At 71.5% G+C, this 16,085-nt stretch carries 14 protein-coding genes; 10 read left to right on the forward strand and 4 right to left on the reverse strand.

Features of this window, described 5'->3' with window-relative positions:
* Positions 1–169 precede the first annotated feature (169 nt).
* The gene (locus KFLA_RS25875; protein WP_012922788.1) at positions 170–985 is read right to left on the reverse strand and encodes a hypothetical protein; all 816 of its coding nucleotides are present in this window, start codon (positions 983–985) and stop codon (positions 170–172) included.
* A gap of 249 nt (positions 986–1,234) precedes the next feature.
* Here KFLA_RS25875 and KFLA_RS35960 point away from each other — a divergent pair, with 249 nt between their 5' ends.
* From KFLA_RS35960 to rsgA, 7 genes are all read left to right on the forward strand, one after another.
* A complete protein-coding gene (locus KFLA_RS35960; RefSeq protein WP_049797438.1) occupies positions 1,235–3,601 on the forward strand; it encodes a sigma-70 family RNA polymerase sigma factor in 2,367 nt (788 codons plus the stop codon).
* Positions 3,602–3,910: 309 nt separating this feature from the next.
* A complete protein-coding gene (gene aspS, locus KFLA_RS25885; RefSeq protein ID WP_012922790.1) occupies positions 3,911–5,200 on the forward strand; it encodes an aspartate--tRNA(Asn) ligase in 1,290 nt (429 codons plus the stop codon).
* 153 nt (positions 5,201–5,353) lie between these two features.
* Positions 5,354–6,613 carry an ArgE/DapE family deacylase gene (locus KFLA_RS25890; protein WP_012922791.1) on the forward strand — a complete coding sequence of 420 codons (1,260 nt, stop codon included), beginning with the start codon at positions 5,354–5,356 and terminating at the stop codon, positions 6,611–6,613.
* Between the two features lie 43 nt (positions 6,614–6,656).
* A complete protein-coding gene (locus tag KFLA_RS25895; protein WP_158307300.1) occupies positions 6,657–7,241 on the forward strand; it encodes a DsbA family oxidoreductase in 585 nt (194 codons plus the stop codon).
* A 246-nt stretch (positions 7,242–7,487) separates the two neighbouring features.
* Positions 7,488–8,099, forward strand: a complete 612-nt coding sequence (locus KFLA_RS25900; protein ID WP_012922792.1) for a DoxX family protein — start codon at positions 7,488–7,490, stop codon at positions 8,097–8,099.
* Positions 8,100–8,243: 144 nt separating this feature from the next.
* On the forward strand, positions 8,244–9,515 hold the full coding sequence (gene aroA, locus KFLA_RS25905) for a 3-phosphoshikimate 1-carboxyvinyltransferase (protein WP_012922793.1): 1,272 nt from the start codon (positions 8,244–8,246) through the stop codon (positions 9,513–9,515).
* Entirely contained in the window at positions 9,515–10,504 is a 990-nt protein-coding gene (gene rsgA, locus KFLA_RS25910) for a ribosome small subunit-dependent GTPase A (protein WP_012922794.1), read from the forward strand. Before aroA ends, rsgA begins: the two co-directional genes overlap by 1 nt.
* Positions 10,505–10,507: 3 nt before the next feature.
* Here the strand turns inward: rsgA and KFLA_RS25915 are convergent, their stop codons facing one another.
* Positions 10,508–11,002 (reverse strand): DUF2231 domain-containing protein, encoded by a 495-nt coding sequence (locus tag KFLA_RS25915; protein ID WP_012922795.1) that lies wholly within the window; start codon positions 11,000–11,002, stop codon positions 10,508–10,510.
* A gap of 273 nt (positions 11,003–11,275) precedes the next feature.
* On the opposite strand from KFLA_RS25915, the gene hisN reads away from it, so the two are divergent.
* The gene (gene hisN / locus KFLA_RS25920; protein ID WP_012922796.1) at positions 11,276–12,055 is read left to right on the forward strand and encodes a histidinol-phosphatase; all 780 of its coding nucleotides are present in this window, start codon (positions 11,276–11,278) and stop codon (positions 12,053–12,055) included.
* Between the two features lie 402 nt (positions 12,056–12,457).
* Here the strand turns inward: hisN and KFLA_RS25925 are convergent, their stop codons facing one another.
* On the reverse strand, positions 12,458–13,144 hold the full coding sequence (locus KFLA_RS25925; RefSeq protein WP_012922797.1) for an SDR family NAD(P)-dependent oxidoreductase: 687 nt from the start codon (positions 13,142–13,144) through the stop codon (positions 12,458–12,460).
* Positions 13,145–13,288: 144 nt separating this feature from the next.
* Between KFLA_RS25925 and KFLA_RS25930 the strand changes: the two genes are divergently transcribed.
* Positions 13,289–14,173: a helix-turn-helix domain-containing protein gene (locus tag KFLA_RS25930; RefSeq protein ID WP_012922798.1), complete on the forward strand. Its 885-nt coding sequence runs from the start codon at positions 13,289–13,291 to the stop codon at positions 14,171–14,173.
* Between the two features lie 7 nt (positions 14,174–14,180).
* On the opposite strand, the gene KFLA_RS25935 is transcribed toward KFLA_RS25930, so the two are convergent.
* Positions 14,181–15,404 (reverse strand): MFS transporter, encoded by a 1,224-nt coding sequence (locus KFLA_RS25935; RefSeq protein WP_012922799.1) that lies wholly within the window; start codon positions 15,402–15,404, stop codon positions 14,181–14,183.
* Positions 15,405–15,549: 145 nt separating this feature from the next.
* On the opposite strand from KFLA_RS25935, the gene KFLA_RS25940 reads away from it, so the two are divergent.
* Positions 15,550–15,975, forward strand: coding sequence for a CBS domain-containing protein (locus KFLA_RS25940; protein WP_012922800.1), 426 nt, complete (start codon positions 15,550–15,552; stop codon positions 15,973–15,975).
* Positions 15,976–16,085 lie beyond the last annotated feature (110 nt).

Below are 16,085 nucleotides of genomic sequence, written 5' to 3' on the forward strand. Positions count from 1 at the left end.
GCGCGGGGTGGGCGGGCGGGTGACAGGCCGGCGGGGGCTGGGTACGCGAGCAAGCTCGCGGAGAAGACCGAGCTTGGGCAGCGGCGGTGGATCGCCTACCCCGTGATAGGCGATCCACCGCCTGCTTGCTGCGTCCGGGCGTCCCCCTGTCGACGTCCGGACGCAAGTTCTAGGGCCGGGCCAGTTCGTCCAGCAGGCGGACGGCCAGCTGGTCGGTGGTGGGCAGGCCCTCGATCCAGATCCGGGCCAGTTGGGGGCCGTCGGTGTCCAGCCGCCACTCGGTGATCAGGGCTCGTACCGTCTCGACCTGGTCCGGCAGGTTCGGCTCGCGGCCGACGAGCGCCGCCGCGCGGTGTGAGCCGACGCGGCCCAGTACGTCGCCGCCGGCGAAGACGATCCGGAGGCACTCCGCGACGTCGATGAGCCGGAACTCGCGGTCGAACGGACTCTGCCAGCGCCCGGTGCCGGCCGGGTTGAGCGGTTCGACCACCACCAGTGCGTGCGTCGCCGGTACGGAAGTTCCACGCAGATCGGCCTCCCGGTAGAGCTCGCCGAGGCGGGACCGCAGGTGCTTGAGGCTGGACAGCCCGGTCAGCGGGTCCTCGCAGGACAGCGAGTGCAGGTAGATGAGTGACGCTTCGGCCCAGCTGGAACTGAGTGCGCGTACCGCGGCGAAAGCCGGCTCGCCCCCGGCGATCGAGCGGTACAGCGCACTCAGCCCATCCAGTGCCTCGAGCAGCGAGAACCCGTCTTCCGCCAAGCGGCGGCCGACCTCGTCACTCGCAGGCACGACATCGGCTCCGTCCCGGAGCGCCTCGGCGATCGCGAGGTAGGCACTCCGGTCGGGGCCAGCTGTGCCGTGCGGCTCCCTCCTTCCGCACGGTTGCTCCGACGACGCTTCCGGCCGCTCCCGGGCGAGCGGCCCCGCCAGGTTCGGGGTGCGCAACGAGTCGAACCGCCGGCGGATGTCCGCGTACAGCGACATGACCCTCCTTCGCGCAGTCCCTCAGCCTCCCGACCGAGTGGCCGGAAGCGTCGTTCTGGAGGTGAGACCCGGCCGTGACGGGTTCATGACGCGCATTCGGGAAAGTTTTTTCTCGTAACCTCAGGTCTGTCGCGCTCGTCAGGAGAAGTGGCGTCAGGAAACGTGCGGTGGGCCGTCCCATCTGCGAGTCTTGACCTCGGCAACTACATGACAGACGGTGACGACGCGGTGACAACAGGGGGATGCTCGATGGACGACGTGCCGAGCGACGCGGAGCTGATCGCGCGCGTGCGCACGGGCGACCTCGAGGCGTACGGCGAACTGTTCGCCCGGCACCACCAGGCGGCCGAGCGGATGGCCCGGCAGCTGGTCCCCGCCAACGACGCCGACGACCTGGCCAGCGACGCGTTCAGCAAGGTGCTCGATGCCCTGCGCAACGGTGGCGGCCCGGACGTGTCGTTCCGGGCCTACCTGCTGACCACCGTCCGGCGGGTGCACGTCGACCGGATCCGGGCCGGCCGGAAGGTGCAGACGACCGACGACATCGCGGCGTACGAGCGGGAGCCGCAGGGTTTCGACGACCCGACGGTGACCGGGTTCGAGAGCGGCGCCGCGGCGAAGGCGTTCGCGTCGCTGCCCGAGCGCTGGCAGGCCGTGCTCTGGCACACCGAGGTGGAGGGCGAGAAGCCGGCCGCCATCGCGCCCCTGCTCGGCCTGACCGCCAACGGCGTCTCCGCGCTCGCCTACCGGGCCCGCGAGGGCCTGCGCCAGGCGTACCTGCAGCAGCACCTCGCCGACGTCGCCGGAGACCGCTGCCGCTGGACCACCGAGCGCCTCGGCGCGTACGTCCGCGGCGGCCTGACCAAGCGCGAGAACCACAACGTCCGCGAGCACCTGGACGGCTGCGCCCAGTGCACGGCGGTCTACCTGGAGCTGGTCGAGGTCAACAGTGCACTGCCCGCGCTGCTGGCTCCCGCCCTGCTCGGTACGGCGGGCCTCGGCTACCTGGCCGCCGCGTCCGGCGCCAAGATCGGCGTCGTCGGCTTCCTCGTCACCGGCTGGCGCAAGGCCACCGAGAACAGCACCCGCACGGCGGTCGGCGCCGGCACCGTGGTCGTCGTCGCGGTAGCGGCGGTGCTTGCCGCGCTGCAGCTCACCGGCAACGAGACGCCCCCGGCCGCGATCGAGACGCCGCCGGCCCAGCAGACGACGCAACCGCCGGCGGACCCACCGACGGTGAAGCCGCCGAGCCCGAAGCCGCCGCCGGTCCAGCCGACACAGCCGGACCCGACACAGCCCGAGCCGACGCAGCCAGACCCGACACAGCCCGACCCGACCCAATCTGAGCCAACCCAGCCGGACCCGACCACCCCGCCGACGATCCCCCCGGCCACTCCGCCGACCACACCGCCGTCGCGCACCCCGACACCGCCCGCGCCGACCACGCCGATCCTGGACGAGGGCCTGCTCACGATCGACCTGCCCACCGGCGGCGGCGCTCCCCCGATCGGCGGCGGCTCGCCGGCGTCCGGAGGCTCGGCGGCCTACGGCGGATCGCCGGCGTCCGGCGGCTCGGCGGTGGTCGCCCGCGACGCCTCGGCCAACGGCCGGGACGCGGGTCTGCGGGCGGTGGTCACGATCAAGGTCCCGGCGAGCAACGCGCACCCGGTGGTGATCGGCATCAAGTACGGCGCCGCGCTGCGCTGGCCGCTCAGCGGCAACCCGGCCGGCTGGTCCTGCACCCGCGCCGCCGACGGCAGGAGCGGCGAGTGCACCGCGACCGACCCGCAGGCGCCGAAGAGCCTGCCGATGACCTTCACCGAGCCCACCGGCGGCACGGTCGCCGACCGCACGTTCACCGTGTCGGGCAAGTCCGGCCGCCTGTACGACGACGACTCCGCCACCCTGACCGCTCCCCCGCGGCTCGACGAGAACCTGCTGAACGTCAGCGTCCGCAAGGCCGACCCGGACCGGCACCTCCGCACGATCACGGTGGCCCCCGGCACCGACCGCACCGCCGTCACCGTGAAGATCACCTACGGCAGCGCGCTCTCCTGGCCGGTCAAGGCGAGCCCGGCGGGCTGGAAGTGCGTCCCGGCCAGCCGCACCTGCACCGCGACCACCCCCGCCCGGCCGGCTCCGCTGCCCGCCGACTTCGCCGTACCGGACGGTGGATCCACGGCGTCGCGCTCGTACGCCGTGACCGCGACGGCCGGGCTGCTGCACGACACCGACGAGGAGACGCTGTCGCCCGCGCGGCAGGACGAGTCGCTGCTCACGATCCTCACCCCGGATCCGCACAACGACCCGAACCCGTTCGTCTACAACCGGTTCCTGAAGCTGAGCGGGGTCAGCGGCCCGGTCACGCTGGAGATCTCCTGGGGCCGCAACCTCAGCCTGGTCTCCGCGTTCGACCGCGGCTGGACCTGTTCGCGGTCCAGCGACGTCCGGCGGGCGACCTGCTCGACCGACAACTACACCAAGGCGCTGAACACCGAGTGGGCCGCCTGGCCCGGCTCCGGCACGCAGAACCAGATCACCGTCAAGGCGGTCACGCCGGGCCGCCACGACACCGACACCGCGAAGATCCCGCCCTCGGCGCACGGCCGCCGCTGACCCGGCCTGCCGGTACGACGGCCGACGCCGTCGTACCGGCTGTTATCGGTTTGGTCCGGGCCGTGGCCGCGCTCTACGCTGGACGAGTTCGCGCTGACGGAACCGAGTAGCGCCGTTCACCTGTGGTCCAGAGAGTCGCCGGCAGCTGGGAAGGCGATCCGCAGGCCGGTCGTGAAGACACTCCCGAGCGACTGCAAGAGAAAGAGGCCGGGCTGGGTCGATCCAGGCCGGTGAAGGTGTGGTGGCACCGCGAGTTCCCCTTCGCCCACACCTCCGGGGTTCGAGACAACCGACGGAGGTGAAACAGCGATGCGCATTCTCAACCACGAGATCCCCTCAGCAGTGGGCCAGACCGTCACGGTGGCCGGCTGGGTGCACCGAAGACGACGGCTGGCCGCGGTCAGCTTCCTGGTGCTGCGCGACCGGTCCGGCCTCAGCCAGATCGTGGTCAAGGCGCCGGAGACCCAGGCCCAGCTGGACGGGCTCGGCGAGGAGACCGTCGTCCAGGTGACCGGCACGGTCGCCGCTAACCCGCAGGCGCCCGGTGGGGCCGAGCTGGTCGACCCGGTGATCGTCCCGCTGACCGAACCGGCGAAGACGCCGCCGATCGAGCTGTGGCGGCCGACGGTCGGCGCCGGGCTGCCGGTGGTGCTGGACAACGCCCCGGTCGCTCTGCGGCACCCGGCGGTCCGGGCCGGCTGGGAGGTCGCCGCGGCCGCGCTGCACGGGTTCCGCAGCACGCTGGACGGTCTGGACTTCACCGAGATCCAGACGCCGAAGATCGTCGGGACGGCGACCGAGTCCGGGGCGAACGTCTTCGCGCTCGACTACTTCGGCGGACCGGCGTACTTGGCCCAGTCGCCGCAGTTCTACAAGCAGACGATGGTCGGGGTGTTCGAGCGGGTCTACGAGGTGGGTCCGGTCTTCCGGGCCGAGCCGCACGACACCGTCCGGCATCTCGCGGAGTACGTGTCGCTCGACGCGGAGTTCGGCTTCATCGGCGACCACCGCGACGTTCTCGCCGTCCTCCGGGAGGTGCTGGCGGGCATGCTCGCCACCGTCGGGTCCAGAGCCGGTACGGCGCTGGAGCGGCTCGGCGTGGAGCTGCCGGAGATGCCCGGCGAGGTCCCGGTGCTGCACTTCACCGAGGCGCTGAAGCTGGCCGGGGCGGACCCGGACGAGCCGGACCTGTCCCCGGCGGACGAGCGGGCGATCGGCGAGTGGGCGCTGCGCGAGCACGGCAGCGACTTCGTGGCGGTCGAGGGCTACCCGATGGTGAAGCGGCCCTTCTACACGCATCCGCAGCCGTCGGACCCGCGCTGGTCGAACTCCTTCGACCTGCTGTTTCGTGGCGTCGAGTTGGTCACCGGTGGGCAGCGTCTGCACCGCTACAGCGACTACGCCGCGGCTCTGGCGGCTCGAGGCGAGTCGGCGGACGCACCGGCGTACAGCTCGTACCTGCAGGCGTTCCAGCACGGCATGCCACCGCACGGCGGCTTCGCCATCGGCCTGGAACGCTTCGTCGCCCGGCTCACGGGAGCGGAGAACGTCCGCGAGGTCACGTTGTTCCCCCGCGATCTCCACCGCCTGACTCCGTGAAAGACCGGCCGCTGCGCTGAGCGTGGCCTGTGGCCGCACCAGCTGGGCACTCCGGATCCACCGGGCTGCCCAGCTGGTTCGTCAGAAGCTGGTTCCGTGCGGAGCGCAGCAACTGAGGGGACGTGCCGGGCCGGTCTGACGCATGATGTGGCCATGCTGAGTGAGGTTGAGCGGGCGGTACTGGCGGCCGTGGACGACGCGCTGATCGTCGAGCAGTTGGGCGAGTTGGTGCGGATCCCGAGTGTGGACGGGACCGCCGCTGAGAGTGAAGTCCAGGAGTGGATGGCCGAGCGGCTGCGGGAGCAGGGCCTCGCGGTCGACCACTGGGAGATCGACCTGGCCGAGGTGACCGCGGATCCGGAGTTCCCGGGCATGGAGGTCGCCCGGAGCGAGGCGTGGGGCTGCGTCGGGACACTGGGCGGCGACGGTACGCCGGGACTGGTGCTGAACGGGCACGTGGACGTGGTGCCGCCCGGTGACCTGGCGCTGTGGCCGGACGGCGACCCGTTCTCGGCGCGGGTGGCCGACGGGATCATGTGGGGCCGCGGCACCTGCGACATGAAGGGTGGAGTGGCGGCGGTGCTCGGCGCGACCGCGGCGATCGTGGCCGCGGGCATCGAGTTGCGGCGGCCGCTGGCGGTGCACACCGTGGTCGGCGAGGAGGACGGCGGCCTGGGCGCGTTCGCCACGCTGCGCCGCGGCCACACCGGCGCGGCCTGCGTGATCGCCGAGCCGACCGCCGGTGCCGTCATCCCCGCGAACGCGGGCTCGCTCACCTTCCGGCTGGAGGTCGCCGGTCTCGCCACTCACGGCTCCACCCGGACCCGGGGCGTGAGCGCGATCGAGAAGTTCGAGCCGGTGCACGCCGCCCTTCGCGAACTGGAGGCCGCGCGGAACGAGGACCCGCACCCGCTGCTGGAGCACCTGGATCTGGCGAACCCGCTCTCCATCGGCACGATCCAGGCCGGCGACTGGGCCAGCACCGTGCCCGACCTGCTCGTGGCCGAGGGGCGGTACGGCGTACGGCTGGGTGAGCCGGTGGCCGATGCGCGGGCGGCGTTCGAGCAGGCAGTGGCCACGGCGTGCGAGAAGGACGACTGGCTGCGGGACCACCCGGTGAAGGTGAGCTGGCCCGGTGGGGTGTTCGCGTCCGGCCTGCTGCCCGACGGTGACCCGCTGCTCGACGACACGGTGCAGGCGGCGGTGGACGCCGGGGCGGCCGGCGTACCGGCTGTGCTGGGTGGGCCGTACGGATCGGATCTGCGGCAGTACGCGGCGGCCGGCGTACCGACGGTGCAGTACGGGCCGGGCGATGTCCGGTACGCGCACGCGACGGATGAGCACGTGGCGCTGGCCGAGGTGCTGCACTGCGCTCGGGTGTACGCGCTGCTGGCCGTCCGCCGGTGCGCCTGAGCACTGGGGAATGAAAGCGCCGGTCCCGGGAGTTGGTCCGAACATGCGCATTGACATCTGGTCCGACGTCGTCTGCCCGTGGTGCTACATCGGCAAGCGCCGGCTCGAGGAAGCGCTGGCCGCTTCCGGCGAGCAGGCGGAGATCGTCTGGCACAGCTTCCAGCTCGACCCGTCGGCCAGCAATGACGACGACCGCGACCTGGCGACCCGGCTGGGTGAGAAGTTCGGCCGCGACCGGGCGTTCGGTCTGCAGGCCAACGAGCACGTCAGCACCATCGCCACCGAGGTCGGCCTCGACTTCCATCTCGAGGACGCGAAGGCGGCCAACACCGTCGACGCGCACCGCCTGCTGCATCTCGCCCGTGAGCTCGGCCAGTCCGGCGAGGTGCCGGCCGACACCCAGGGCCGGCTGAAGGAGCGCCTGCTCAAGGCCTACTTCACCGAGGGCCTTCCGGTCGGCGACCACGCGACCCTGACCCGGCTCGCGGTCGAGACCGGCCTGCCCGCCGACCGCGTCGGCGCCGTGCTCGCCGGTACGACGTACACGGCGCAGGTGGAGACCGACCAGGCGCAGGCCCTCGCGTACGGCGCGAACGGCGTGCCGTTCTTCGTCATCGACGAGAAGTAAGGCGTCAGCGGCGCCCAGCCGACCGAGATCTTCGCCGAAGCGCTGCGCCGGGCGGCCGCCGACCGCAAGCCGGTCACCCTGGTCACCGCTCCGGCCGGCACCACCGACAGCGGCGCGTGCGGTCCCGACGGCTGCCCGATCTGACCCCACCCGCGCAGGGGCTACGCAGGGTCGCCGGGGATTGCGCAGAAGACACACGGGTACCTGATGCCCGGATCGCTTTGCCGGACGAGGTAAGAAGGAGCCATGACTGTCGTGCGCGCACTGGCCAGGCCGTTGCTGTCCACCATCTTCGTCATCCAGGGCGTGAACTCGGTCCGGAACCCGGAGCCCCTGGTGCCCAAGGCCCAGCCGGTCACCGACCGCCTGGTCCCGCTGGTGAAGAAGGTGGCTCCCCCGCAGGTCAGCGACCGGATCCCGGAGACCACCGTCAACCTGGTCCGGCTGAACGGCGCCGTCCAGGTCCTTGGCGGCCTCGCGCTCGCCACCGGTAAGGGCCGGCGGCTGGGCGCGTCCCTGCTGGCCGCCTCGCTGGTCCCGTCCACCGTCGCCGGGCACCCGTTCTGGCAGGAGACCGACAAGCAGGTCAAGGGTGTCCAGCGCATCCAGTTCCTGAAGAACATGAGCCTGCTCGGCGGGCTGCTGCTGGCCGCGGTCGACACCGAGGGCCAGCCCGGTCTCGTCTGGCGCGCCTCGCACGGCGCGAAGGCGGCGAAGCGGGAGACCAAGCGCGGCGCCAAGCTGGCCAAGCGCGAGACGAAGCAGCTGGCGCGGGAGACCAAGCAGCTGGCCAGGTCCGCCAAGCGCGAGGCCCGGCTCGCCACCCACCGCGCCAAGGCGGAGCTTCCCTTCAGCTGAGCAGAACCTCACCCGAGCCAGAACCGGCATCCAGACCTCGTCTGGGTGCCGGTTTCCACGTCCGGCCCGGTCGCGAACCGTGCGGCGGGCCGTCGGCCATGCCCTAGGCTCGGGGTCGACAGCAGGTCGAGCCGAAGGAGTGAGATGGGCGAGTCAGAGGGCTGGCCGGCGCCGCGCCCCACGGGAGCGGTCGACGGCCGGGTCACCGTGCCGGGATCGAAGTCGATCAGCAACCGGGCGCTCGTCCTGGCCGCGCTCGCGGACGGGCCATCCACCCTCTCCGGCCTGCTCGCCGCCCGGGACACCGCGCTGATGCGGGCCGCGCTGGCCGCGCTCGGCGTCGGCATCACCGAGCACGACGGCCTGGTCACCGTGACGCCCGGCTCGCTCAAGGGCCCGGCCGACGTCGACTGCGGCCTGGCCGGCACCGTGATGCGCTTCGTGCCGCCGGTCGCCGCGCTCGCCGACGGGGTCGTCGCGTTCGACGGCGACCCGTACGCGCGGGAACGCCCGATGCACGTGATTCTCGGCGCCCTGCGCACCCTCGGTGTCACCATCGACGACCACGGCACCGGCCGGATGCCGTACGCCGTGAACGGGTCCGGCGCCGTCCGCGGCGGCAAGGTGACCCTGGACGCGTCGGGGTCGAGCCAGTTCGTGTCCGCGCTGCTGCTGGCCGGCGCCCGGTACGACGAAGGCGTCGACATCCGGCACGACGGCAAGCCGGTCCCGTCCCAGCCGCACCTGGACATGTCGGTGGCGATGCTGCGTGAGCGCGGCGTCCAGGTCGACGACAGCGAACCGAACCGCTGGATCGTTGCCCCCGGCCCGATCCAGGCCCTGGACGCCGCGATCGAGCCCGACCTGTCGAACGCCGCGCCGTTCCTGGCCGCCGCCGTCGTCACCGGCGGCTCGGTCACCGTCACCGGGTGGCCGGCGGTCACCACCCAGCCCGGCGGGCAGCTGCCGGAGATCTTCTCCCGGTTCGGCGCCGAGGTGTCGCTGGACGGCGGCGACCTGACCGTCCGCGGGACCGGCCGGATCGCCGGCGTCGACCTGGACCTGAGCGAGGTCGGCGAACTGACGCCGGTGCTCGCCGCCGTCGCGGTGCTCGCCGACGGCCCGTCGTACCTGCGAGGCATCGCGCACCTGCGCAACCACGAGACCGACCGGCTGGCCGCGCTGGAGACCGAGCTCACCGCGCTCGGCGGCGACGTCAACCAGACCGCCGACGGGCTGGAGATCCGGCCGAAGCCCTTGCACGGCGGGCTGTTCGGCACCTACCACGACCACCGGATGGCGCACGCCGCCGCGGTGGTCGGCCTGGCCGTCGACGGGATCGCGATCGAGAACATCGCGACCACGGCGAAGACGCTGCCCGAGTTCCCCGAGCTGTGGTCCACCTTGGTCGGCTGATGTCGCGGTACGACGAGGAAGCCAAGTACGACCGGCCGAAGCGACGGACCCGGCCGCGGACCAAGGACCGGCCGGCGTACGACGACGCGGTCACCGGGTTCGTGATCACCCGCGACCGCGGCCGCTACACCACCTGGGTCGGCGAGGGCGACCGGGTCGTCACCGCGATGAAGGCCCGCCAGCTCGGCCGCAAGGGCGTCATCGTCGGCGACCTGGTCAAACTCGACGGCGACGCGAGCGGAGCCGAAGGCAGTCTGGCCCGGATCGTCGAGGTGCTGCCGCGGACGACGCTGCTGCGCCGGTCGGCCGACGACGACGACCCGGTCGAGCGCCCGCTGGTGGCGAACGCGGACCAGCTGGTCATCGTGGTCGCGGTGGCCAACCCCGAACCGCGGACCCGGCTGATCGACCGGTTCCTGGTCGCGGCGTACGACGCGGGGATGCGGCCGCTGCTGTGCCTGACCAAGACCGACCTGGCCGACCCGGAACCACTGCTGTCGAAGTACCGGCCGCTCGGCGTGGAGTCGGTCGCGACCCAGCAGGGCGGCAGCCTCGACGAGTTGGTGGAGCAGCTGCACGACCGGACCAGCGTGCTCGTCGGCCACTCAGGCGTCGGCAAGTCCACGCTCGTCAACGGGCTGATCCCGGGGGCGGGTCGGGCGATCGGCGTGGTCAACGAGGTGACCGGGCGAGGACGGCACACGTCGACCAGCACGCTCGTACTGCGGCTGCCCGCAGGCGGCTGGATCGTGGACACGCCGGGGATCCGGTCCTTCGGGCTGGCGCACGTCGAGCCGGACCAGCTGATTCATGCCTTTCCCGACCTCGCTGAGGAGGTCACCAACTGCCCTCGCGGGTGCACGCATTCCGAGACGGAGCCGAGTTGTGCGCTGGATGAGGCAGTCGCGGCGGGGCGGGTGGAGTCGGAGCGGGTGGCGTCGTTCCGGCGCTTGCTGGCGAGCCGGGAGGGGCGGCCGGAGCCGGTGTGAGGTCTACTTCGGCGGGAGCTGCCCGTCCCAGACCGCCTTCGCCCCCGCGTCCCCGGTGCGAATCGTCTGGTAGATCACCAGCACGCCCACGACCACGATCGCCGCGCTCAGCACCCACTCCAGCGGCTGGCTCTTCGTTGCCTTGGCGCCCTTTCCACTAGCCAGCGCCGACGGGCCGCCCAGTAGCACGAACGCGGCGATCACCAGCACAGCGAACCCGAGCACGAACCAGAACAGCAGATCCCCGCGCTCCTTGTGCACCTCCACCGCCTGGGCCAGGTCGGGGATGGCGGCGACGAACGCGTCGCCGGACTCCTTCGCGACGTACGCGAGAACCAGCGCGCCGAGGCCGAGCACCAGCGTCGGCCAGCGCAGCAGCCAGCGCCACTTCGGGACCAGCGCGAACACGATCGCGAGCAGCGCCGCCAGCGGCAGCAGCACCACCGCCGCGTGAATCACCAGTACGTGGAGCGGAAGGTCCCCGAAGCGCTCGAACATGACGCCTCCTGCAGTCGGCCTTGAGTGTTCTGACACTAGCTGCACGTTCAACAACTCCAGATGGTTCAATCCCACCCGCAACGATCCCGCAACCTCCCCACCACCGCCGACCTCCGCCCCCCCCCCCCCGGGTAGCGCCCTTCCCGATCGGTGGCGCCGTCCGCCCCCGATGGCGTTGTGTACAGCGTCAGTGGTCACCTACCACGCCAGTCGTCGGGTGGTGGGGAGGCAGTAGGGGGGTGGGGGTGGGCCGCGCGCGGGTAGCCTTCCGGCATGCCCTCGCACACCGACGACCTGCGGCTCGCGCACATTCTGGCCGACGACGCGGACTCGACCACGATGGACCGGTACAAGGCGCTCGACCTGCACGTGGCCACCAAGCCCGACCTGACCCCGGTGAGTGAGTCCGACCGCAAGGTCGAGGACGTGATGCGCAAGACGCTGGCCCGGGCCCGCCCGCGCGACGCGTTCGTCGGCGAGGAGGAGGGCACCACCGGCTGGGGGGTGCGCCGCTGGGTCGTCGACCCGATCGACGGCACCAAGAACTACATCCGCGGCGTGCCCGTCTGGGCCACCCTGATCAGCCTGATGATCGAGGACCAGGTCGTCGTCGGCGTGGTCAGCGCCCCCGCACTCGGCCGCCGCTGGTGGGCGTCGTACGGCGACGGCGCCTGGACCGGCCGCGCCCTGATGTCCGCCCAGCCCTGCCGGGTCAGCGACGTCAGCAAGATCGAGGACGCGTCGATGTCGTACTCCTCCCTCCAGGGCTGGGAGAAGCTCGGCAAGCGTGACCAGTGGGCCGACCTGATGGACTCCTGCTGGCGCACCCGCGCGTACGGCGACTTCTGGTCCTACATGCTCGTGGCCGAAGGCGCCGTCGACATCGCCGCCGAACCGGAGCTCAACCTGTACGACATGGCCGCACTCGCCATCATCGTCGACGAGGCCGGCGGCAAGTTCACCTCCCTCGACGGCACTCCCGGCCCCAACGGCCCCAACGCCGTCGCCACCAACGGCCGCCTGCACGAGGAAGTCCTCAGCCGGCTGGGGTGAGCTGGTACGCCGGGCTCACGCGACGGCTTGGACGTCACGTTCACGCGACGGCTGGTACGTCGGGTTCACGCGGGCGCCTCCGCCCGCTGTCGTTCGCACGGTGCCTGCTCTCCACCTCGCCAGAACGCGTGCTCCGTCGACAGGCGCTCGACGGGGCGTGGGGGAAGGTGCGGCCGCCCCGCTGGATGGCAACAGGCTGATTCGCAACCGCGACCAATCCCCACCGGAGGGCTGATCCGCCAGGCGCTGATTTCGGGCGGATCCGCTGGGCGCCGGCTCAGGTTGATCCACCGAGCGGCTGATTCCGGCTGGCTTTGCCGGGTGGGCGATCCACTGCGCATGCTGTGATCCGGCGGCGCAACCACTGGGTGACCCGACCAACTCATCGACCGTCCCCGACACCTACCAGGGCAGCTCCCCCGCCTCGTCCTGCAACGTCCCGGTCGGACCGTCCGGACCCAGCGTTGCCAGCCGCACCACCACCTCCGCGCTCTCCTCCGGCGACCTCCCGATGCCGAACGCCGCGGTCATGTCCGTCGCGGTCGTGCCCGGTTCCAGCGCGTTGAACTTGATGCTCGGCTCGGCCTTCGCGTACTGGATGGTCAGCATGGTCGCCGCTGCCTTGGACGCCGAGTAGAGCGCGACCGGCAGATGGTACTCCGGCCGGTCGGGGTTGTTCACGGCCCAGAACGAGCCGGCGCTGCTGGAAACGGTCACCACCGTGGCGTTGGAGGACTTGCGCAGCAGGGGAAGCGCCGCCTCGGTGACGCGCACGATTCCCACCGCGTTGGTGTCGAAGACGCGCAGCGCCTTGGGGCCGTCGATCGGTCCGTCGCCGAGTACGCCCGCGTTGTGCACCAGAATGTCGAGCCGGCCCTCGGCGGCGTCGATCGTTGCCAGCGCGTTGCGCACCGACGCGTCGTCGGTGACGTCGAGCTGTACGAAGCGTGCGCCCAGTTCGGCCGCGGCCTTTTCGCCTCGTTCGACGTCACGGGCACCCAGGTAGACGACGTGCCCCAGCTCCAGAAGCTGCCTGGCTGTCTCGAACCCGATGCCCTTGTTGGCCCCGGTGATCAGTGCGACGGTCATGCGTGTTGTCTCCTGTCGAAATATGTGGCCCGAGCGGACCGTTGAGAACGCTATGAGCAACTACTGGTCGTCGCCAGAGCCCCCTGCAGCCTGGGGTCTCGCAGGACCCCCTCTGGACGCCGTACGCGGGCCGGCGCGAGTCTCATGAGCGAGTCGACGAATCCCCTGGGGGCGTACTTGCGAGCGCGGCGCGCGCTGGTGACGCCGCAGCAGGCGGGCATCCCCGAGGTCGGCGTACGGCGCGTGCCGGGGCTGCGGCGGGAGGAGGTCGCCATGCTCGCCGGCATCAGCGCCGACTACTACCTCCGGCTGGAGCGCGGCCGCGACCGCAACCCGTCCTTGCAGGTCCTCGACTCGATCGCCCGGGTGCTGCAGCTCGACGACGACCACCGTGCGCATCTGCGGACGTTGGTCTCCGAGGCGCCCCGGCAGCGCAGCCGCCGATCGCGCACGGAAACGCCACCGGCCGGTGCGCTGAAGTTGCTCGACGCCCTCGTCCAGCCCGCGTTCATCGAGGGACGGTACTTCGACATCCTGGCCTCGAACAGCCTCGCCAGGGCGCTGTCCCCCGGTCTCGCCGCCGGAGGGAACCAGCTGAGAGACATGTTCCTGGACCCGGCCGAGCAGGCTCTGCATCCGGACTGGGAAAACGTCACCGAGTGCTTCGTCGCGAACCTGCGGCTGGCCGTGGGCAACGACATCGACGACCCTCGCTTCGTCGAGCTCACCGAGGAACTGTCTCTGGCCAGCCCTCGGTTCCGCGAGCTCTGGGCCCGGCACGAAGTCCGTGGACAGCGCGGAACCCCGCTTCGGATCAACCACCCGCAGGTCGGGGAACTGACCCTCAACCGGGAACGCCTGAGCATCGACGGAGCCGACGGCCTCAACCTCGTCGTGTACCACCCGGACGCCGGTTCCACCGACGCCGACAAGCTGGCCCTGCTGGCATCCGCCCGCCTACCGACCGCGGACAAGAACAGCACCTCCGGCGCACCGACCCGCGAGAGGGACACCGCCGCACACGGGTAGCCCCCGATCAAACGTCGACCGCCGCCACGTCCCGCCGCAGGTGCCAGACGGCCGGGACCATCAGCGTCAGGATCACCACCACCAGGTAGATCCCGGCGCCGTACAGCTCGACCGCCTTGACGCTCGTCATCGCCGCCACGTAGCCGACCGTCAGCTGCCCCACGGGCCCGGCGACGAACGACCCGAGCATGTCGTAGGACGCGACCCGCGACAGCTTGTCCAGCGGGATGTGCTGGCCGAGTGCTGTCTCCCAGCCGATGCCGAAGATCTCGAAGCCCAGCCCGACCACGAACGCCGCCGCGGCGACCGTGATCGTGCTCGGCGCCAACGCCAGAGCGAAGAAGACCGGCAGCCCGGCGAGCATGCCGAACATGCCCGCGCGTACCGGGTACCGGGGCTTCAGGCGGATCATCACCACCCCGCCGAGGACCAGCCCGGCGCCGAAGGCCGCGCTGACCAGACCCCAGCCGGCCCGGCCGAACGTGTCGTCCGCGATCACCGGTCCGAGCGTCATGTAGCAAGCGGTGAAGACCAGGTTGAGCACGCAGAACGCGGCAACCACGCTCCAGACCCACTGCCGCGACGCGAACTCGGTCCAGCCGACGCGCAGGTCGCGCAGCATCGACGTGGTGGACCGCTCGACCGGCGGCAGGGTCAACCGGCCGATCAGCACCGCGGCGACCGCGAACGTCGCGGCGTCGACGGCCAGCCCGATACCCGGACTGGTGAAGCCGACGATGACGCCGGCCACCGCTCCGCCGCCGATCAGGGCGGCCGACCGGGCGAAGCCGGAGATCGCGTTCGCCTGCGGCAGCTCGGCGTGGTCGACGAGCGCCGGCAGGATGCCCATCATCGCCGGCATCACGAACGCCGCCGCGGCACCGTTGACCGCCTCGATCACGACCAGTTGCCAGATCTCGGCATGGCCGGAGAGCACCAGGACGCCGGCCAGGCCCTGCGTCAGCGCGCTGACCGTGTTGGCGACGACCAGCACCAAGTGCCGCGGCAGCCGGTCCGCGATGACGCCGCCGACCAGCAGGAAGACGACGTTCGGGATGCTGCGCGCGGCGAGCACCAGGCCGACGGCGCTCGCGGTGTCGGACACGTCGAGCACGGCGAAGGCGAGCGCGATCGGCGCGATCGAGGAGCCGAGAATGGCGATGAACCGGGCGGAGACGAAGATCCGGACGTCGCGGTGCCGCAGTACGGCGAGGTCTTCGCGCCAGGTCATCCGGTCACCGCCGGTGACCGAAACGGACCGTGGTTCCAGCGGGCGGGACGGGCGGTGGTCACCATCCGCATTCTGCCAGACCTGCCGTTCAGCGCCGGTTGACGCTACCTTGGGGTATTGGGCTCTCGAACCAGCTGGAGGCTCCGTGAAGATCAACGACGTATTGCGCGGCAAAGGCAACCAGGTCGTCACCATCTCCCCCGAAGCCACCGTCACCGAACTGCTCGCCCTGCTGGCCGAGCACAACGTCGGCGCGCTCGTGGTCAGTCCGGACGGCACCTCCGTGGCCGGCATCGTTTCCGAGCGGGACGTGGTGCGGCTGCTCAACAGCACGCCTGACGCCGGCGAGGTCCGGGTCAGCGCGATCATGACGTCGCAGGTGCACACCTGCGGGCCGGACGACCTGATCGACAACCTGATGCGGCTGATGACCGAGCAGCGGATCCGGCACGTGCCGGTGGTGGTGGACGGCGCGCTGACCGGGATCGTCAGCATCGGTGACGTGGTGAAGTCGCGGATCGGGGAGCTCGAGTTCGAGCGCGAGCAGCTGTCGAACTACATCGCCGGGTAGCAGCCCGCTGGGCTCACCGGTCGACCGAACGCAGTCCCGGGCCGGGCACGCGGGCAAGCTCGCGGGACGAGTTGGTGGACGTCGTGCGTACAGCAGGGCCCGGTCCCGGC

This window comes from Kribbella flavida DSM 17836 (assembly GCF_000024345.1).
Classification (GTDB): Bacteria; Actinomycetota; Actinomycetes; order Propionibacteriales; family Kribbellaceae; genus Kribbella; species Kribbella flavida.